At 58.8% G+C, this 19528-nt stretch carries 19 protein-coding genes; 13 read left to right on the forward strand and 6 right to left on the reverse strand.

Annotated elements, in window-relative coordinates; all coding sequences use genetic code 11:
* Positions 1 to 39 precede the first annotated feature (39 nt).
* The 3 genes from fabB to QN399_RS17575 form a co-directional block, all read right to left on the reverse strand.
* A complete protein-coding gene (gene fabB / locus QN399_RS17565; RefSeq protein WP_322179529.1) occupies positions 40 to 1260 on the reverse strand; it encodes a beta-ketoacyl-ACP synthase I in 1221 nt (406 codons plus the stop codon).
* A 10-nt stretch (positions 1261 to 1270) separates the two neighbouring features.
* Complete coding sequence (gene fabA / locus QN399_RS17570; protein WP_219060823.1) at positions 1271 to 1786, reverse strand: 3-hydroxyacyl-[acyl-carrier-protein] dehydratase FabA; 516 nt, start codon at positions 1784 to 1786, stop codon at positions 1271 to 1273.
* Positions 1787 to 1991: 205 nt separating this feature from the next.
* Positions 1992 to 3923: a response regulator gene (locus QN399_RS17575; protein WP_330201320.1), complete on the reverse strand. Its 1932-nt coding sequence runs from the start codon at positions 3921 to 3923 to the stop codon at positions 1992 to 1994.
* Between the two features lie 290 nt (positions 3924 to 4213).
* Between QN399_RS17575 and QN399_RS17580 the strand changes: the two genes are divergently transcribed.
* The 9 genes from QN399_RS17580 (at position 4214) to QN399_RS17620 (ending at position 12246) form a co-directional block, all read left to right on the forward strand.
* Positions 4214 to 5236, forward strand: a complete 1023-nt coding sequence (locus tag QN399_RS17580) for an NAD(P)H-dependent glycerol-3-phosphate dehydrogenase (protein ID WP_219060825.1) — start codon at positions 4214 to 4216, stop codon at positions 5234 to 5236.
* A 44-nt stretch (positions 5237 to 5280) separates the two neighbouring features.
* The gene (locus QN399_RS17585; RefSeq protein ID WP_322179527.1) at positions 5281 to 5625 is read left to right on the forward strand and encodes a DUF4389 domain-containing protein; all 345 of its coding nucleotides are present in this window, start codon (positions 5281 to 5283) and stop codon (positions 5623 to 5625) included.
* The gene (gene sixA, locus QN399_RS17590; protein WP_322179526.1) at positions 5622 to 6077 is read left to right on the forward strand and encodes a phosphohistidine phosphatase SixA; all 456 of its coding nucleotides are present in this window, start codon (positions 5622 to 5624) and stop codon (positions 6075 to 6077) included. Before QN399_RS17585 ends, sixA begins: the two co-directional genes overlap by 4 nt.
* 137 nt (positions 6078 to 6214) lie before the next feature.
* A complete protein-coding gene (locus QN399_RS17595) occupies positions 6215 to 7882 on the forward strand; it encodes an AMP-binding protein (protein WP_330201321.1) in 1668 nt (555 codons plus the stop codon).
* 51 nt (positions 7883 to 7933) lie between these two features.
* A complete protein-coding gene (locus QN399_RS17600; RefSeq protein ID WP_322215884.1) occupies positions 7934 to 8377 on the forward strand; it encodes a hotdog fold thioesterase in 444 nt (147 codons plus the stop codon).
* Between the two features lie 117 nt (positions 8378 to 8494).
* A complete protein-coding gene (locus QN399_RS17605; RefSeq protein WP_322179523.1) occupies positions 8495 to 9304 on the forward strand; it encodes an alpha/beta hydrolase in 810 nt (269 codons plus the stop codon).
* Positions 9301 to 10155 carry an alpha/beta hydrolase gene (locus QN399_RS17610; RefSeq protein ID WP_330201322.1) on the forward strand — a complete coding sequence of 285 codons (855 nt, stop codon included), beginning with the start codon at positions 9301 to 9303 and terminating at the stop codon, positions 10153 to 10155. Before QN399_RS17605 ends, QN399_RS17610 begins: the two co-directional genes overlap by 4 nt.
* A 127-nt stretch (positions 10156 to 10282) precedes the next feature.
* The gene (locus tag QN399_RS17615) at positions 10283 to 11101 is read left to right on the forward strand and encodes a DUF4892 domain-containing protein (protein WP_322179521.1); all 819 of its coding nucleotides are present in this window, start codon (positions 10283 to 10285) and stop codon (positions 11099 to 11101) included.
* Positions 11102 to 11184: 83 nt separating this feature from the next.
* The gene (locus QN399_RS17620; RefSeq protein ID WP_322179520.1) at positions 11185 to 12246 is read left to right on the forward strand and encodes an AI-2E family transporter; all 1062 of its coding nucleotides are present in this window, start codon (positions 11185 to 11187) and stop codon (positions 12244 to 12246) included.
* A gap of 64 nt (positions 12247 to 12310) precedes the next feature.
* Here QN399_RS17620 and QN399_RS17625 read toward each other — a convergent pair whose 3' ends face one another.
* The 3 genes from QN399_RS17625 to QN399_RS17635 all read right to left on the reverse strand — a co-directional run bounded on the left by QN399_RS17625 (position 12311) and on the right by QN399_RS17635 (position 14685).
* Positions 12311 to 12754 carry an EF-hand domain-containing protein gene (locus QN399_RS17625; protein ID WP_322215895.1) on the reverse strand — a complete coding sequence of 148 codons (444 nt, stop codon included), beginning with the start codon at positions 12752 to 12754 and terminating at the stop codon, positions 12311 to 12313.
* Positions 12755 to 12880: 126 nt separating this feature from the next.
* On the reverse strand, positions 12881 to 13936 hold the full coding sequence (locus tag QN399_RS17630; protein WP_330201323.1) for a HAMP domain-containing sensor histidine kinase: 1056 nt from the start codon (positions 13934 to 13936) through the stop codon (positions 12881 to 12883).
* The gene (locus tag QN399_RS17635; protein WP_322217746.1) at positions 13933 to 14685 is read right to left on the reverse strand and encodes a response regulator; all 753 of its coding nucleotides are present in this window, start codon (positions 14683 to 14685) and stop codon (positions 13933 to 13935) included. The genes QN399_RS17630 and QN399_RS17635 overlap by 4 nt, the downstream gene beginning before the upstream one ends.
* A 337-nt stretch (positions 14686 to 15022) precedes the next feature.
* Between QN399_RS17635 and kdpF the strand changes: the two genes are divergently transcribed.
* From kdpF to kdpC, 4 genes are read left to right on the forward strand one after another with little or no spacing between them, the layout of a single operon-like run.
* The gene (kdpF, locus tag QN399_RS17640) at positions 15023 to 15112 is read left to right on the forward strand and encodes a K(+)-transporting ATPase subunit F (RefSeq protein ID WP_322179516.1); all 90 of its coding nucleotides are present in this window, start codon (positions 15023 to 15025) and stop codon (positions 15110 to 15112) included.
* Positions 15113 to 15120: 8 nt separating this feature from the next.
* On the forward strand, positions 15121 to 16815 hold the full coding sequence (gene kdpA / locus QN399_RS17645) for a potassium-transporting ATPase subunit KdpA (RefSeq protein WP_322179515.1): 1695 nt from the start codon (positions 15121 to 15123) through the stop codon (positions 16813 to 16815).
* A gap of 10 nt (positions 16816 to 16825) precedes the next feature.
* Positions 16826 to 18907, forward strand: a complete 2082-nt coding sequence (gene kdpB / locus QN399_RS17650) for a potassium-transporting ATPase subunit KdpB (RefSeq protein WP_322179514.1) — start codon at positions 16826 to 16828, stop codon at positions 18905 to 18907.
* Positions 18908 to 18967: 60 nt separating this feature from the next.
* On the forward strand, positions 18968 to 19528 hold the full coding sequence (kdpC, locus tag QN399_RS17655; protein WP_322179513.1) for a potassium-transporting ATPase subunit KdpC: 561 nt from the start codon (positions 18968 to 18970) through the stop codon (positions 19526 to 19528).

A 19528-nucleotide genomic window follows, 5' to 3' on the forward strand; every position in this document is an offset into this window, starting at 1 on the left:
GAAAAACGGCACCCGAGGGTGCCGTTTTATATGCAGGTATTACTTACCCTGCCAGCGTTTCAGCACCAAGGTGGCATTGGTGCCACCGAAGCCGAAGCTGTTGCTCATGACCTGATCGACTTTTGCGTTTTCACGGGTCTTGAGCAGTATCGGCATGTCGGCGACAACCGGGTCCAGCTCTTCGATGTTGGCAGAGCCAGCAATGAAGTTGCCTTCCATCATTAGCATGCAATAGATCGCCTCGTGAACGCCGGCAGCGCCCAGAGAGTGACCCGACAAGCTTTTGGTCGAGCTGATAGCAGGCGCATTGGTGCCGAAGACTTCACGTACACCTTCCATCTCTTTCGCGTCGCCGACCGGAGTCGAAGTCCCGTGAGTGTTGATGTAGTCGATCGGGCCTTCAACAGTGGACAGCGCCATTTGCATGCAGCGAATAGCGCCTTCGCCGCTTGGGGCGACCATGTCGTAGCCATCTGACGTTGCACCGTAGCCGACGATTTCTGCGTAGATTTTCGCGCCACGAGCCAGAGCATGCTCCAGCTCTTCAACCACGACCATGCCACCGCCACCGGCAATGACGAAACCGTCACGTTTGGCATCGTAAGCGCGGGAGGCTTTCTCCGGCGTTTCGTTGTACTGGCTGGACAGAGCGCCCATCGCGTCGAACAGGAACGACTGGCTCCAGTGCTCCTCTTCACCGCCACCGGCGAAGACCACGTCCTGTTTACCCATCTGGATCTGTTCCATTGCGTTACCGATGCAGTGAGCACTGGTGGCGCAGGCAGACGCGATGGAGTAGTTCAGGCCCTTGATCTTGAACGGGGTGGCCAAACAGGCGGAGACGGTGCTGCTCATGGTCCGCGTGACGCGGTATGGGCCAACGCGCTTGACGCCTTTTTCGCGAAGGATGTCCAGCGCTTCCATCTGGTTAAGTGTCGACGCGCCGCCGCTGCCGGCAATCAGGCCTGTGCGCGGGTTGGACACCTGGTCTTCGGACAGCCCGGAGTCGACGATAGCGTCCTTCATGGCCAGGTAAGCGTAAGCCGCTGCATGGCCGACGAAGCGATAGATCTTGCGATCGATTAGCTCTTCGAGGTTGAGGTCAATGGAGCCGGAAACCTGGCTACGCAGACCCATTTCGGCATATTCCGGATTGAAACGGATGCCAGGGCGGCTTGCACGCAGATTAGCGGAAACGGTGTCTTTGTCATTGCCCAAGCAGGAAACAATGCCCAGACCAGTGATAACGACGCGGCGCATGCGGATACCCTTAGAAATTTTCAGTGGAAGTGAACAGGCCGACCCGAAGGCCTTCGGCACTGTAGATTTCGCGACCATCAACGCTCACGGTGCCGTCGGCAATTGCCAGGACCAGTTTGCCTTTCATGGTGCGTTTGATATGGATGTTGTAGGTGATTTTTTTTGCGGTCGGAAGAACCTGACCGTAAAACTTCACTTCGCCCGACCCCAAAGCTCGGCCGCGGCCAGGATTACCCTGCCAACCGAGATAGAAGCCGACGAGTTGCCACATGGCATCAAGGCCCAGGCAGCCTGGCATCACCGGGTCACCTTCGAAGTGACAGGCGAAGAACCACAGGTCCGGATTGATATCCAGCTCGGCGACCAATTCACCTTTACCGTACTTGCCACCCTCTGCGCTGATATGGGTAATGCGATCTACCATCAGCATGTTCGGGGCGGGCAGTTGCGCGTTACCTGGGCCGAACAGCTCACCGCGACTGCAGCGCAGCAGGTCTTCCCGGGTATAGGCGTTTTGTTGGGTCATGCGAGCTCCTCAATAATCCTGTGCGGCAGGGTAAGGCAAATTTTCCTGTCCGGCTGACGCGCCAGGTCTCTGCCGTCAGCCTACTCATAGACTATTGCGTTGTAGTGAAAGTCACAGCACAAGGGAAATGAAAGTACACTTGTGCACTGGAATTATTATCCAAGCAGCGTTTGCGAGCTGATCTGGTCACTAAGACTGCCGTAATTTAGCATTTATCGCCAGTCGCAGATGCTTGAAAGGGCAGCCAACGCTGAAGAACTTGCTGTAAATCAGTACGTTTGAAGGGTTTTGCGAGGTAATCGCTCATTCCCGCCTGTAAGCAGGCCTCCCGATCACCGTGCAATGCGTTGGCGGTCAGGGCGATGATGGGCACCTGAATGCAGTTTGTCAGTTGACGAATCTGCCGCGTCGCTTCGTAGCCGTCGATCACTGGCAGGCGACAATCCATGAGTATCGCCGCAAAATTTCCAGTCTGAGCCACGCTCACAGCCTGCGCCCCATCGCTGACCACGCTGACCTGGAAGCCCAGACTGCGCAGCATCGCCTCGACCACTGTCTGATTGACCGGGTTGTCCTCAACCAGCAGCACATGCTGATTTTTGCCGTTGCTGTTACCCGCGAGGAAGGTCGGTACCTGTTCAGGGGCTTTTTTCCTGTGCAGCGCCAGCGGAATCTCAAGGGTGAAGATTGATCCCATGCTTTCTTCGCTCCGTGCCCGCAGCGTTCCGCCCATCCGCTCGGCCAGGCTTCTGGCGATAGGCAAACCTAGCCCAGTACCGCCATACCGCCGGGAGATCGAGCTGTCCGCCTGTTCAAAGGCATTGAACATCAGTTCCAGGCGCTCGGCGGAGATGCCGATGCCGCTGTCGCATACCGTGCAGGTGAACCAGACCGACTCCTGATCCAGAGGCTGCCACCGGGTCTCGATCTGTACGCTACCCAGGTCAGTGAATTTCAATGCGTTGCCGATCAGATTGACCAGAATTTGCCGAATACGGGTCGGATCACCTTCGACCTCCAGGGTCTCCAGTCCCGGAGGGATATTCAGCTCCAGCGAGATGCCGCGTTGCTGGGCGTTATGGTGGAAAGCCTGGGCCGAGGTGCTGATTAGTTCAGCCAGATTGAACGGTATATGCTCCAGCGCCAGCGCTTCGCGCTCAATACGCGAGAAGTCGAGGATGTCGTTGATCACCCGCAGTAAATGCTCGGTTGATTCAGTCGCCAACGCAGCGTATTCAGTCTGCTCATCGGTCATTTGGGTGGTTTCCATCAACTGCAGCATCCCCAGTACACCGTTCATGGGCGTGCGCAGTTCGTGACTCATCATGGCCAAAAAGTTGGATTTGGCGCTGTTGGCGCGTTCGGCTTCTTCCCGGGTCTGAATCAGTTGGTCAATGGTCTGTTGCTGTTCGCGGCTGGCGCGTTCAAGTCCGTAGGCTAGGTTATTGATGTGTCGCGCCAAGTCACCCAGTTCGCTGTCGTCGGTCACCGGTAATGGCCTGTTGTAGTCACCTTGCTGGATTGCCTTGACCGCTTCACCCATGTCGCTGATCGGTTGCGACAGGCTCAGCGCCAGGCGACGGGCGAGGATATAGGTAAAAAGCAGAGTAAACAGTGCCAGAATCCCGGCCTTGAGCAGGATTTCTTGTTGGCGCTGACTGAATGCATCGTTGGACATGCCGACGATCACCCGGCCCAGGTAATCCTCATTCGACGAGCTGGCCGAGGGTGGCGGGGCTTGCAGGACGTCATTCCCCAACGGGAGGCTCTGTAACCGGATAGGTGCCTGGAAGATCTCCACTTGAGTGGGTCGTGTGCCGTTTTCCTTCGGTTGCTCGACGTACATCAGCACGTGGTTGGCGTTGTCCTGCACTTCCAGAAAGCGCACGTGGGGCGTGGCCAGTGTAGCGCGCATCAGGCCTTCGAGAACGTCATCGTTGCCCACGATCACGCCATATTCCGACGCTGGAGCCAGCTGGTTGGCGATCAATTGACCGGTATGAGTCAATTCTTGACGCAAGTCCTGAATCCGCACGAAGGTGAAGAAGCTGATCAGCAGTAAGGTCAGTAGCAGCGCCGGTCCCAGACTGATGATTTGGGTGCGGGTGTTGATGCCCCAGTTCAGGCGGAAAGTCATCGGACGCTTTCTCCTGCCGCCCGCGGTGGATCGCTCCCCGGCAGGCACGTGAGCTGCGCACACAGTTTTATGATCCATTGGTCATAAACGCTGCTTATCCTTGACTGACAGGTCATCGCGAAACGCCATCAAAAGGGGGAGTCGGGCATGGTAACCGACGCTGCGGTAATTTCCATTGAACTTGTAGGGTGTTGATCGGCCTGAATTGAATCTCTTCAAGGCTGGTCGCGCAGGCTCTGCCCCGTATAATGCTGCCATCGCCAGATGTGATGGCTCTAAATGGATTGGTTATGACTCAACAGCAACCTATTGCGGTTCTTGGAGGCGGCAGCTTCGGTACTGCTGTGGCGAATCTGCTGGCAGAGAACGGTTATCCGGTCAGGCAGTGGATGCGCGACCCGGCTCAGGCCGAGGCGATCCGTGTCAACCGCGAGAACCCACGGTACCTCAAAGGCATCAAGGTTCACCCTGCGGTTGAGCCGGTCACGGACTTGTTGACCACACTGAACGGCAGCGAGTTGATTTTCGTCGCCTTGCCCTCCAGCGCCTTGCGTTCGGTGCTGGCGCCTCATGCTGACCTTTTGACCGGCAAGATGTTGGTGAGCCTGACCAAAGGCATTGAGGCGCACACCTTCAAGCTGATGAGCGAAATCCTCGAAGAAATCGCCCCGAATGCGCGCATCGGTGTGTTGTCCGGACCCAATCTGGCCCGAGAAATCGCCGAGCACGCGTTGACCGCCACGGTGGTGGCCAGTGCAGATGAAGACCTCTGCCAGCAGGTGCAGGCCGCGCTGCACGGTCGGACGTTTCGCGTGTATGCCAGCGCCGATCGGTTTGGTGTCGAGCTGGGCGGCGCGCTGAAGAATGTGTACGCAATTATCGCGGGCATGGCGGTTGCGTTGGGCATGGGCGAAAACACCAAGAGCATGCTGATCACCCGTGCCTTGGCGGAGATGACCCGGTTTGCCGTGAGTCAGGGCGCTAACCCGATGACGTTTCTCGGCTTGGCCGGGGTCGGCGATTTGATCGTGACCTGCTCATCGCCCAAGAGCCGTAACTATCAGGTGGGTTTCGCCCTTGGTCAGGGTTTGAGTCTTGAAGAGGCCGTCACCCGTTTGGGCGAAGTGGCGGAAGGGGTGAATACCCTGAAGGTGCTCAAGGCCAAATCGGATGAGTTGCAGGTGTATATGCCACTGGTCGCGGGCTTGCATGCGATTCTTTTCGAAGGCCGTACGCTCAATCAAGTCATCGAAGTGTTGATGCGTGCGGAGCCGAAAACCGATGTCGACTTTATTTCCACCAGTGGTTTTTAACCGCGCCACCCTTTAACTGAAGCCCTTAGAAATAGGTGAAGGTCTTGAACGAATCGAAACTCGAACAGAATGAGTCGGTCCTGCTGCGCATCCTGTGGATGCTGCTGTTCGTATTGATCTGGCAATTGGCACAAGTCGTGCTCGGCTGCGTGGTGTTGGTGCAGGTGGGCTACCGCCTGATCTACGGCGCTCCGAGTGGCAGCTTGATGAACTTTGGCGACAGCGTGAGTCAGTACCTGGCGCAGATCGGCCGTTTCGGCGCGTTCCACAGCGACCAGAAACCCTGGCCTTTCGCCGATTGGCCTGCGCCGCGAGCGCCCGAAGGCGAGGCGCCGCATTGCGTTGCCCCTGCGCCGCATCCCGTCCGAGACGAGGAACCTAAACTGTGAAATTGTGGATTTTGCGCCACGGCGAAGCTCACTCCCATGCGCGCAGCGATGCCGAGCGCGAACTGACCGCTCACGGTCGCGAAGACGTGCTAAAAAGTGCAGCGCACCTGCTGGGCAAGCCGCTGAACCGGATCATCGCCAGCCCCTATGTGCGTGCACAGCAGACGGCTGAACTGGTCCATCAAGTCCTCGGGTTCAACGAGCCGATCGTGACCGTTCCCTGGTTGACTCCGGACAGCGACCCGCAAAAGGTTCTGAGCGAACTGGATCTGTATTCGACGGACGATGTGCTCCTGGTCGGCCATCAACCGCTGGTGGGAGCGCTGGTGGGATTGCTTGTCGACGGTCATTACCGGGAGGCCCAACCCATGAGCACCGCCAGCCTGGCTGAGCTCGAAGGGGATTTTCCGCTGGCGGGTCTGATGGAACTGTGCAGCATTCGGCATCCTTGATCCGGCCGCACAGACACCGATTGTTTGACCGAGCTGATCTCGGCACTCGACCGCACTGCACTTGATTTTGAAATTACTACCAAGCAAGTGCTTGGTCAGCTACGCTTCCCGGAAATAAAAAACCAGGAGCAAGTCGCATGTCTGGCGCTATTCGTTTGCCTCTCGACGTATTCTACGAACGCGAAGCCCGTCATCCGAACAAACGCTATATGGTCCAGCCATTGGCAGGCGGCCACGTGCAGACGTTGAGCTGGTCTGATGTCGGAGATCAGGCCCGGCGCGCGGCACACTGGCTGCGCCGACGTGAATTGCCCCAAGGCAGCCATATTGCGATCATTTCCAAGAACTGCGCCCACTGGATCATTGCCGACCTGGCGATCTGGATGGCTGGCCATGTATCGGTGCCGTTGTATCCCAATCTGACATCTGAATCCGTTGCTCAAGTGCTGGAGCATTCCGAAGCGGCACTGGTGTTTGTCGGCAAGCTCGATGATTGGGCGAGCATGGCTGGCGGCGTCAGGCCCGGCTTGCATACTGTTGCCTTGCCTATTTGCCCGACGGCCGACTTCGACTTCAACTGGTCCGAGCTGCAGGCCTGTGCGCCGATTCAGGACAACCCGTCGCCCTCGTCAGAGCAATTGGCGACCATCATCTACACGTCCGGCACCACCGGGCTGCCCAAGGGCGTAATGCATACCTTCGGTGGTTTGGCGTTCGCCGCCAGCCACGGGGTCGGCCTATTCCAGTTAGGGGAGCAGGATCGGCTGCTGTCCTACTTGCCGTTATGCCACGTGGCAGAGCGGATGTTCGTCGAGATGGCGTCAATCTATACGGGGCAAACGGTGTTTTTCGCTGAGAGTCTGGACACCTTTCTGGTCGATCTCAAGCGCGCCCGGCCCACTGCAATGTTCGGTGTGCCCCGTATCTGGACCAAGTTCCAGATGGGGGTCTACGACAAGATGTCCGCCGCTCGCCTCGACGCGCTCCTGCGCTTGCCGATCATCGGCAAAATCGTGGGCCGCAGAGTGCTGGCCGGGTTGGGGCTGGATGCGCTGCGCATCGCATTGTCCGGCGCCGCACCTATCCCCGAGGCGTTGATGAACTGGTACTGGCGCTTGGGCCTGGAGGTGCTGGAGGTCTACGGCATGACTGAAAATTGCGGTTATTCGCACATCAGCCTGCCGGGTAAGCAGAAAATTGGCTGGATCGGCCAGCCCTGTCCTCAAGTCGAGGTCCGGATTGATCCGAGCGGCGAAGTACAGGTGCGCAGCGGAGCGACCATGCAGGGTTATTTCAAGGAACCGTTCAAGACTGCCGAAACCATCACCGAGGATGGTTTTTTGCGCACGGGGGACAAAGGCGAGCAGGACGCCGACGGTTATTTACGCCTGACAGGCCGCCTGAAAGAGATTTTCAAAACCAGTAAAGGCAAGTACGTCGCGCCGGCACCCATCGAAAACCGTCTGGCCGTGCACACTCGCATCGAACAAGTGTGTGTGGTCGGCGACGGTTTGAGTGCGCCGCTGGTGTTGTGCGTGTTATCCGCAACAGGTCTGCAAGATGCAGCCAGCGGCGCCCGTAGCGCATTGCATGAGAGTCTGGAAGTGCTGCTTGAAGAGGTCAATGCTGCTCTCGACAAACATGAGCGCTTGCGCAGGCTGATCGTCGTGAAAGATAGTTGGGCGGTCGAGAATGGCTTTCTTACGCCGACCTTGAAAATAAAACGTGCGGTCATCGAGTCGACCTATGGCGCCCGCTTCCAGGAATGGAGCGATCGGTCCGAGGTTGTGCTGTGGCAAGAGTGACCCATTTATGTCTGGCGTTCGTCATGCGAGCGCCACTTAAAAGGATTGAACATGAGCGTATGGCTTAAAACTCCCGATATAGACCAACTCAACGCGCTGCAGAAAAATACCATTGGTGAAGTGCTGGACATTCGTTTCGAGGCATTCGACGAGAGCTCTCTGACCGCGAGCATGGTCATCGACCACCGTACTCATCAACCCTACGGCCTGTTACACGGCGGGGCGTCGGTGGTACTGGCTGAAACCGTGGGCTCCATGGCCAGTTACTTGTGTATTGATCCCGGAAAATTCTTTTGCGTGGGGCTGGAGGTCAACGCAAACCACCTGCGTGGTTTGCGCAATGGTCGTGTCACCGCAGTCGCGCGGCCAGTGCATATCGGCCGCACCACTCACGTCTGGGACATCCGTCTGACCAGCGATGAAGGCAAGGTCAGCTGTGTTTCCCGTCTGACCATGGCTGTTGTGCCAGTAGGTGAGCAGCCGCCAGCGCGCTGATAGCAAGCGGATCATCATTCTGGCTCAAGTGTCACCCTTCCTGGCAGTTACAGTCATTGCTGTGTCGGCGATGGATGCGCACAATCGCCGTTGGCTTTTGTTTTTGGACGTATTGGCATGTCGCAACAGGTGTTTTTCGCTCACGCCAACGGATTTCCGTCGGCTACGTATGGCAAATTGTTCGACGCACTGGCGCCGGATTACGCCGTCGCACATCTGGAGCAGCACGCTCACGATCCACGCTTCCCGGTGAATGACAACTGGCTGAATCTGGTCGACGAGCTGATTCATCACCTGCGCCAGCAACCTGAACCTGTGTGGGGTGTAGGACACTCGTTGGGAGGTGTGCTGCACTTTCACGCAGCGTTGCGCTGTCCTGAGCTGTATCGCGGGGTGGTGATGCTCGATTCTCCGGTGCTGACGTGGGTTGATCAGTGGATGATTCGCGCCGCCAAACGCTTTGGTTTCATTGATCGTATCACCCCGGCCGGTCGCACTCTTGGACGCCGGGAGGCTTTCGCTGATCTGAACGCTGCCCGCACGTATTTCGCCGGCAAGACCTTGTTTCGCGGTTTCGATCCTGAATGTTTAGAGGCCTACCTGCAGCATGGTTTGCAACAGGACGGCGATCAGTTGCGCCTGCGTTTCGATCCAGCGACTGAAATCAGCATTTACCGCAGCGTGCCTCACACGAGTCCCGGTCGGGCGCAGCAGTTGAAAGTGCCACTGGCGGTGGTGCGGGGGCTACGCAGTCGGGTGGTCATGCGTCACCACGCCCAGTCGGTGAAACGTATGCCGCAAGGCGAGTACCTGTCCATGCCCGGTGGACATATGTTCCCGCTCGAGCGTCCACAAGACACTGCCGCTCTGCTCAAGACCTTGTTCGCTCGCTGGGATGCGCGTTGCGCCGAGCAGGCATGCGCATGAGCATGCCCGTCGAAGAAGTCCGCCTGAGCCTGCCGCATATTGAATTGGCCGCGCACCTGTTCGGGCCTGAAGACGGTCAGCCGGTGATCGCTTTGCATGGTTGGCTGGACAACGCCAACAGCTTTGCCCGCCTGGCACCGCAGCTCAAAGGCTTGCGTATCGTGGCCCTGGATCTGGCCGGGCATGGTCACTCCGATCATCGTCCGGTGGGTTCCGGTTATACCCTGTGGGACTATGTGCATGACGTGCTGCATGTCGCCGAGCAACTGGGCTGGAAGCGCTTTTCCCTGCTTGGGCATTCATTGGGTGCGATTATTTCGGTGGTGTTGGCGGGTGCGCTGCCTGAGCGTGTGACCCGTCTGGCACTGATCGATGGCGTTATCCCACCAACCGGCGAAGCCAGTAATGCGGCCGAGCGGTTGGGCATGGCCCTGCAAGCACAACTGAACCTGTCGAATAAGCGCAAACCTGTCTATAGCGATCTGGAACGAGCCGTCGAGGCGCGGATGAAAGGGCTGGTTGCCGTCAGCCGTGAAGCGGCAGAACTGCTGGCTCAACGAGGGTTGATGCCAGTGCCGGGAGGGTACACCTGGCGCAGTGATAGCCGGCTGACGCTGGCCTCTCCTATGTGTTTGACTCGTGAGCAGGCGATGGCGTTTGTCAAACGTGTCAGTTGCCCAACCCATCTGGTGGTGGCTGGGCAGGGCATGTTGGCCCAGCACAGCGAACTGCTGTCACAGCTGACTTTCGAGACCACGACCTTGCCTGGCGGCCATCATTTGCATTTGAATGACGAGGAGGGCGCGCGCGCTGTTGCAGACTGTTTCAATCGCTTTTATGCCGTTCCTTGACTTGCAGCAGGCAACTGCCGAGGCTGGGCGGATTGAAATGGGAGATAACGTTGATGGACCTATCTATCGCTGGCACATGCAAGACGATTAACACCGCCCCAACTTTGGCGATCCGATGAGAACACGTATGCGCTTATCCCGTGTTCTTGGCGTTTCGATCTGCGGCTCGCTGCTTAGCGCGATAGCCTGCGCCGCCGACGTGCCTGGCAGCCACGATCTGGAGGGGGTGCCGCGTTTGGCAGATGCTGAAATCGTCGACTATCGGCCCGTCACGGAGCTGGAACGAATCTACCCGTTGGGTTCGATCCGCAAGATCAGCGGCCAGTTACGCTTCGACGGCCAGATCGGCGCGCGGGGCAATGTCACCTCGGTGACCTACCAACTGCCTGCTGAACACACCTCTGACGAAGCCTTCACAGCCGCCCGTGAAGCCCTGCAGAAGCAGGGCGCCGAGTTGTTGTTCTGGTGCCAGGCCCGTGATTGTGGTGAAAGCAGCCTATGGGCCAATGAAGTGTTTGGTAACTCAAAATTGTATGGCGCCGATGAGCAGCAGGCTTATTTACTGTTGCGTCTGGCTGCGCCGAAAAACGATACGTTGGTGGCCTTGTACAGCATCACTCGCGGCAACCGTCGAGCTTACCTGCATGTAGAGCAGTTTAGCGCAGCAGCACCTTTGGGCGACGTGTTGCCAACCTCGGCAACCCTGTTACGTCAACTCAAGAGTACCGGTGTGCTGAGTCTTCCCAAGCTTACCGGTGAGCCGCAGGATGTTTGGGCGACCCTGCTCTCGCGTGGGCTCAACCTGGATGGCAACCTGCGCGTCACCGTGTCCGGGGCAGATGCCGAGGCCTGGCGTCAGGCATTGATTGCCAAGGGCGTACGTGCCGCGCGGATTGAGGCTGGCAGCGGCGATAAGCCGGGGCTGTTCGTCGAACTTATTCGCTAGAATCACGCGCTCACCGGCCGAGTACTGGCGCTGCAGGTGTTCGCCGTTATGCTCTCATCATTCGTTTTTTCGAGATAACCCTCATGCCCAATAATGATCGCCTGTTGGTGCAGCTCCTGCTCCTGGCGCTGTTCGGTGCCAGTCTCTGGGTGATGGCGCCATTCTGGTCGGCGCTGTTCTGGGGTGCGGTGCTGGCCTTCGCCAGTTGGCCGTTGATGCGCCTGGTAACGCGCTGGCTCAATGGTCGTGAAGCGTTGGCGGCGGGGCTGCTGACCTTGATCTGGATGCTGTTGGTGGCATTGCCATTGGTGTGGCTAGGGTTCAACCTGGCGGACCACATCCGTGACGTGACGCTCTTCATCAAGGACGTGCAGGTCGACGGCCTGCCTGCGCCGCCGGCATGGCTGTCAGGCGTACCGCTCGTGGGCGAGCGGCTGGTGAGGTTCTGGAACACGATCGATGAGCAGGGCGCTGCGGCGATGGCCGCGATCAAGCCCTACCTGGGTCAAGTCGGCAACTGGCTGCTGGCTCGTAGCGCGCAGATAGGTGGCGGGATTCTCGACCTGACCTTGAGTCTGGTGTTCGTGTTCTTCTTCTATCGCGATGGTCCGAGACTGGCGGCATTCGTCTTGAGCCTGCTTGAACGCTTGATCGGCGAGCGTGCCAGTTACTATCTGGACCTGGTGGCGGGTACCGTGCAACGGGTGGTCAATGGCGTGATCGGCACCGCAGCGGCGCAGGCGGTTTTGGCGCTAATCGGCTTTCTGATAGCCGGCATTCCGGGTGCGCTGGTATTAAGCGTTGTCACGTTTCTGCTCAGTCTGGTGCCCATGGGCCCGCCGTTGGTATGGATTCCCGCCACTGCCTGGCTGGCCTGGAAGGGCGAATACGGCATGGCGATTTTTCTCGGCATCTGGGGCACGTTCATCATCAGTGGTGTTGATAACGTACTCAAACCCTACCTGATCAGTCGGGGTGGCAACCTGCCGTTGGTGATCGTTCTGCTTGGGGTGTTTGGCGGTCTGCTGGCATTTGGTTTCATCGGCCTGTTCATCGGCCCGACTTTGCTAGCGGTAGCGTACAGCCTGTTGATCGACTGGACTGCCTCGAAAGACAAAAGGCCTGATACGCCAAGTACCCCATAACCCGTGTTGCACAAGTCGTAACCAAACCCGCCGCGAAACACAGCCTTCGCGACGGGTTTGGTTATCAGGCTGCGACGTTCAGGTGTTTGCCAATGGGCTTGCTGCCGTCTGTTTCATAACGCTGGCTCAGCGCAGCGACCATCTTGCTCAACGCTTCGGCAGCGGCCGTTTTGGCGTTGGCGCTTTGCCCTGTGGTGTCAGTGCCCAGCGCAGAGGACAGTTCGTTGAGGCTGACACTGCCACTGCTGTCGGTATCGAGGTTACTGAACAGCGTGCTGGCATCAGACGTACTGGTACTGGCGGAAGAACCCGTTGTGCTGTTTGTGCTGCTATTGGTGCTGGCGGTGTCCAGCGCGCTGGTCAGTTCATCCTTACTGATACTGCCATCACCGTTAGTGTCCAGTTTGGCCAGCAATTCCTCCTGAAACTTCTTGCTGCTCGCGCTGGCCGTTGTGCTCGAGCTTGAGCTTGTATAGCTCGAATAACTGTTACTGACGCCACTGATCATCGGCTTGACTCCACAGGTTGTTTGGGCTGGTGGCAGTGCACCGGCTTATGAAGCCTCGGGGCGTCAAGTGTCAGGGGTATGTGGGCTTGGTGTCGAGGCTGACACGCACAGTCGCAGCGTCGGATTTTACAGGCGAGGCAGGTCAAGGACGACGGTCAGGCCGCCTCCCGGAGTTTCTTCCAGGTGCAGGTCGCCGCCCATGCGCCGGGCGGCTTCTCGGGCAATGGTCATGCCCATACCGATGCCGCCGGAGTTACGATTACGTGAGCCTTCGACGCGATAGAACGGTTCGAATACCGCCTCACGCAGGACTGCAGCGATCCCGGGCCCTTGATCGCTGATCCGCAGTTGCACCCGTTGTGGGTGATCCTGAATGTCGACATGCGCGTGCCCCGCATAGCGCAGGGCATTATCGATCAGGTTACCCAGGCATGAACGCAACGCCATTGGCTGCGCCATGAACGGTTTGCACTGACCGCTGCTGTGCACGTCATCGCCCTGATCCTGGGCGTTTTCGGTCAGGGATTCGACCAGTGCCTGCACATCGAAAAGCTGCAACGCCTCGCTATTACGCTGTTCGTGCAAGTAGGTCAGGGTGGCATCGAGCATGCCGATCATGTCGTCCAGGTCCTGGCTCATTTGCCCATGCAGCTTCGGTTCGTCGATCTGTTCGAGGCGCAGTTTCAGGCGCGACAGTGGCGTGCGCAGGTCATGAGACATGGCAGCGAGCATACGTCCGCGTTGCTGGACCTGTTCGCGGATGCGCTGCTGCATCAAGTTGAACGTCTGCGCCGCCTGACGCGCCTCACGTGGGCCGCTGACTTCCAACGGTTGGCTGTCGAGGTTCTCGCTCAAGCGCTCGGCCGCCTCACTCATGCGCTGGATCGGTCGGCTGAGGGCTTTTGCTCCGTACCAGGCGGCGGCGACCAAGGTGATTAATTGAAATATCAGCGGCACGACGGGGCCCCCGAACAAGGGCGGCCTTCCTGGTGGGCGCTGCATGGGGGGGTGTGAAGCGTCGAAGCCGGGAGGCGGCTGACCGAATGCGTCCGGCATAAGGGGAGGCGGCGGGGGTGGTCCGTAATGCATGAACCACATGAATGCCAGCACATGCGCCAACAGGATCGCGACCAACGCCCCGCCGAATAGACGGGCGAACAGTGTGTCGGCCGAGCGGATCAACCGATGTCCCTGGCGTCGAACAGATAACCTTCGCCGCGTACAGTTTTGATCAGTTGCGGTGCTCTCGGGTCATCTCCGAGCTTCTGTCGCAGGCGCGATACCAGTAAATCGATGCTGCGGTCGAAGGCTTCTATGGTCCGGCCGCGTGCTGCATCCAGCAATTGCTCACGATTGAGCACGCGCCGTGGGCGTTCAAGAAACACGCGCAGCAGGCGGAACTCGGCGTTGGACAGTGGCACCACCAAGCCATCGGGCGCGGTCAATTGGCGCATTACGCTGTTCAGGCGCCAGGCGTCGAAACGGATGGTGTTGCGCGGCTCGCTTCGGTCGTCGCGCACCCGGCGCAACACAGTCTGGATGCGTGCCACCAGCTCGCGGGGTTCGAAAGGCTTGGCCATGTAGTCGTCGGCACCCAGTTCCAGACCAATGATGCGGTCGGTGGGCTCGCAACGGGCGGTCAGCATCAAAATAGGAATGTCCGATGTACCGCGTAGCCAGCGGCACAGCGATAGGCCGTCTTCACCGGGCAGCATCAGATCCAGTACAACCACGTCGAAGGTCTCTTCGCCGAGCGCCTGGCGCATGGCGCTGCCATCGGTCACGCCGCGGCAGTGGATGTTGAAACGGGCCAGGTAATCGCAAAGAAGTTCGCGTATGGGCACATCGTCGTCAACGATCAGGGCGCGGGTATTCCAGCGGCGTTCATCGGTCGGAGCGTTGTCGATACTGATAGGGCTGACTGCTTGCATGGTACGACTGTCGCCTGAGGTGGCTGCCATCACTGGCCGCGATTGAAGAACAACGCTGCCCGCCATGCTACTTCGCTGGCGCGCGGGGCGGAAGGCTGTTGTGTCCGAGTGTCCGGCGGTTGTCTGGAATGTATCGGGTTGGATACAAAGCCTGACTGTTGTAGCGGTGATGGCATCTTCGCTAAGGATATCCCCCCGGTCCTCCTGAGGCCCCCCCTGTAAATCCCATTGTTTACGCTTTCTTTATGCCCATCCGGGTTCGTCGATCTCGTTCCTTTACACCCTCCCTGCGGACAATGGCTGACACGCGGCAGTTGCCGTACGACGGAGAATTTCCATGAGCGTTCTGGACGGGGTGTCACTGCTGTTGGCGGCAGGGCTGTTCATTTACTTACTGGTGGCGCTGTTACGCGCTAACCGGAATTAGGAGCAGCCATGCACAGTTATGACTATCTACTGATCCTGGCTTTTTTTGCGCTGGTGCTGCTGCCGGCGCCATGGCTAGGACGTTATTACTACCGGGTCATGGAAGGGGAACGAACTTTCTTGACCCCGGTATTGGGTCCGGTCGAGCGCGTCTGTTATCGCCTGTCCGGGGTTGATCCGCAGACCGAACAGAGTTGGAAAAACTACGCCTTGGCCTTGCTCGCCTTCAACCTGGCGGGTTTCGTCCTGTTGTTCGCGATTCTGCTGTTCCAGGGCGCTCTGCCGCTCAACCCGCAGCAACTACCGGGAATGGAGTGGTCGCTGGCGTTCAACACAGCAATGAGTTTTGTCACCAACACCAACTGGCAGAACTACAGCGGTGAAGCCTCGCTCAGCTACTTGAGTCAGATGGCTGGCCTGACTGTGCAGAACTTCGTCAGTGCCGCCACCGGCATCGCGGTGCTGATTGCATTTTGCCGTGGCATCAGCCGTCGTTCGACGCAAAATCTGGGTAACTTCTGGGCCGATATGACCCGCGCCACCCTCTACGGGCTGCTGCCGTTGTGTCTGGTGCTGGCCTTGTTTCTGGTCTGGCAGGGCGTTCCGCAAACCTTCGCTCATTACGTGGACGCGGTGACCCTGCAAGGCGCCAATCAGAGCATCCCGTTGGGGCCGGCGGCCAGCCAGATCGCGATCAAGCAACTGGGCACCAACGGTGGTGGTTTCTTCGGGGTCAACTCGGCGCATCCGTTCGAGAACCCGACAGCCTGGAGCAACCTGTTCGAGCTGGTATCAATCATTCTGATTCCGGTGGCGCTGGTGTTCACCTTCGGTAACTACGTCAAAGACATGCGTCAAAGCAAGGCCATCATGGCGTGCATGCTGACCCTGTTTCTGGTCGGTGGCGCGACGGCGATGTGGGCCGAGTATCAACCGAACCCGACCCTGAATATCGCGTCGGTCGAGCAAACCGCACCGATGGAAGGCAAGGAAAGCCGTTTCGGTACCACCGGCAGCGTGCTCTGGACCGCGACCACCACCGCTGCGTCCAATGGTTCGGTCAACGCGATGCACGATAGCCTCAACCCGCTGACCGGCATGGTGGCGCTGGTCAACATGATGGTCGGCGAAGTGATCTTCGGCGGGGTTGGCGCGGGTCTCTACGGCATGCTCCTCAATGTATTGATCGCGGTATTCCTTGCCGGTCTGATGATCGGACGCACCCCTGAGTACCTGGGCAAAAAGCTACAAGCCAGGGAAGTTCAGCTACTGGTCGCGACCTTGCTGGTGATGCCCGTTGGTGTGCTGGTATTCGGCGCTTTGGCCGCGAGCTTGCCGGGACCGATGGCGGCGGTCAGTAATCCGGGTCCACATGGTTTCAGTCAGTTGTTGTATGCCTACACCTCAGCCACCGCCAACAACGGTTCGGCGTTCGCCGGGTACAGCGCGAACACCTTGTTCCATAACTTGATGCTCAGCCTGTCGATGTTCCTCGGTCGCTTTGGTTACATTCTGCCGGTGCTGGCGCTGGCTGGCAGCCTGGCGGCGAAAAAGACCGCACCCTTGGGCCTGAATAGCTTCCCGACCCATGGCACGTTATTCGTCACCCTGTTGACGATGACCATTTTGTTGATTGGTGGCTTGAACTTCTTGCCGACATTGGCGCTGGGGCCGATTGCCGAACACCTGAGCATGGGCTTCTGAGGAACAGATCATGAATATGCCAACGCAAGTAACCAAAATCGCTGAAAAACAACCCGTGGCTGAACACACAGCGCATGCCAGCAAAAGTGTCACGCTATCGGCGTTATGGCGCCCGGCACTGGTGCAAGCGTTCGTCAAGCTTGATCCACGCCAGTTGCAGCGTGCGCCCGTCATGCTGGTGGTCGAACTGACTGCCATCTTGACGACCTTTCTGTGCCTGGTGCCTGATCCTCAGGTGCCGACCTCGGTAGCGGTGCAAATCGCTATCTGGTTGTGGTTCACCGTACTGTTCGCCAACTTTGCGGAAGCGCTGGCCGAAGGTCGTGGCAAGGCCCGCGCCGATAGCCTTAAGGCCGGTAGCGAAGGCCTCAAGGCACGGCTCAAGGATGATGGCGGAACCTTCCGCATGGTCGAAGCCAGCCGCCTGCGTAAAGGCGATGTGGTCCGCGTCGAAGTGGGCGAGATGATCCCCGGTGACGGGGAGGTCATCGAAGGTATAGCCGCCGTCAACGAGGCAGCGATTACGGGCGAATCCGCACCGGTGATTCGCGAGTCGGGCGGCGATCGTTCAGCGGTCACCGGCAATACCCGGCTGGTGTCCGACTGGTTGTTGGTGCGTATCACCGCCAACCCAGGCGAGTCCACTCTGGATCGAATGATTGCGCTGGTGGAAGGTGCCAAACGGCAGAAAACCCCCAACGAAATTGCGCTGGATATTCTGCTGATCGGCTTGACCCTGATCTTCTTGCTGGTGGTGGTGACGTTGCAGCCATTCGCCCACTTCGCAGGCGGTAGTTTACCGCTGGTGTTTTTGGTGGCGCTGCTGGTGACCTTGATTCCGACCACCATCGGTGGCTTGTTGTCGGCCATTGGTATTGCCGGGATGGACCGTCTGGTCAGGCTCAATGTCATCGCCAAATCCGGTCGTGCAGTGGAAGCCGCCGGTGACGTGCACGTGTTGCTGCTGGACAAGACCGGCACCATCACTTTCGGCAACCGCCGCTGCACCGCGATACACCCCGCGCCGGGTGTCAGCGCCAAGGAGCTGGGTGAGGGCGCGTTGTTGGCCTCGCTGGCGGATGATACGGCTGAAGGCAAGTCGATTGTCGAATACCTGCGTGAGCTGCACCCGATGGTCGAACCCAATGTCGCGACGCTGACACCGGTAGCGTTCAGCGCTGAAACCCGCTTGTCCGGGGTCGACTATCAAGGCCGGGTTTATCGTAAAGGCGCGGTGGATTCTCTGTTGGCGTTCATTGATGTCAAACGCACGGACCTGATGCCAGCGCTGGTCCGGGAAGTCGAAAAGATCGCCAAAACCGGGGGCACGCCGCTCCTGGTGTGCGTGGACGGCAAGTTGCTGGGCGTGATCCACCTCAAGGACGTTGTCAAACCAGGCATCCGTGAGCGGTTCGCCGAATTGCGCAAGCTGGGGATTCGCACGGTCATGGTGACAGGCGACAACCCATTGACCGCAGCCGCGATTGCCGCTGAAGCCGGGGTCGATGACGTTCTGGCCGAAGCGACCCCAGAGAAAAAGCTGGAGCGCATTCGTCTGGAGCAGAACGACGGTCGTTTGGTCGCAATGTGTGGCGACGGTGCCAACGATGCCCCTGCCTTGGCACAGGCTGACGTTGGCATGGCGATGAACGATGGCACTCAGGCGGCGCGTGAGGCGGCGAACATGGTCGACCTCGACAGCGACCCGACCAAACTGCTGGATGTGGTGCAGATCGGCAAGGAATTGCTGGTGACACGCGGCGCCTTGACCACCTTCTCTATTGCCAACGACGTGGCCAAGTACTTCGCGATCCTGCCTGCGTTGTTCGCTTCGATCTACCCGCAGTTGGGGGTGCTCAATGTCATGCACCTGGCCAGTCCGCAGAGCGCCATTCTCTCGGCCATTGTATTCAACGCGTTGATCATCGTGGTGCTGATCCCGCTGGCGCTACGTGGCGTGCGTGTGCAGGCAGCCAGTGCGGCTCATCTGTTGCGCCGCAACTTGTTGATCTATGGCCTGGGCGGGATTGTTGTGCCGTTCGTGGGGATCAAGCTGATCGACATGTTGCTCACCGGGTTGCATCTGGTTTAAGCGAGTTACCTTCGCCGTGCTCGACAGGGGGCGGCGTTCACACTGATTGAGGATTCGATGATGTCGACTGTATTGCGTCCGGCCCTGAGCCTGATCGTTTTAATGACCTTGATCACCGGCGTGGCGTACCCGCTGGTGGTCACCGGAATTGCCCAAGTGGCGTTCCCTGTTCAAGCCAATGGCAGCCTGTTACGCGACACCCATGGTACCGTGCGTGGTTCTGAACTGATCTCGCAGAATTTTACCGGTGATGGCTGGTTCCACTCACGTCCCTCTGCCGGGGCCTTTGCCACGGTATCGAGCAGTGCCAGCAACCTGTCGCCGAGCAACCCGGCGCTCGCCGCGCGGGTCGCGGCGGACGTCGCCAATGAGGTGGTTCCCGGGCAAGGCGCGGTACCTTTGGCCCTGCTGACGACCTCGGGCAGCGGCCTGGACCCACACTTGCCGCCCGAAGCCGTGGCCTATCAGGTAGCGCGCGTTGCCGCTGCGCGTAATCTGTCGACGACAACGGTGCAACGACTGGTGAATGAAAACACCTATCGGCCACTGATTGGCCCACCCGTGGTAAACGTGTTGACCTTGAATCAAACCTTGAATGAGTTACCTTCTGCGCAATTGTGA

The organism is Pseudomonas sp. 10C3 (assembly GCF_036346185.1).
In the GTDB taxonomy this organism is placed as follows: Bacteria; Pseudomonadota; Gammaproteobacteria; order Pseudomonadales; family Pseudomonadaceae; genus Aquipseudomonas.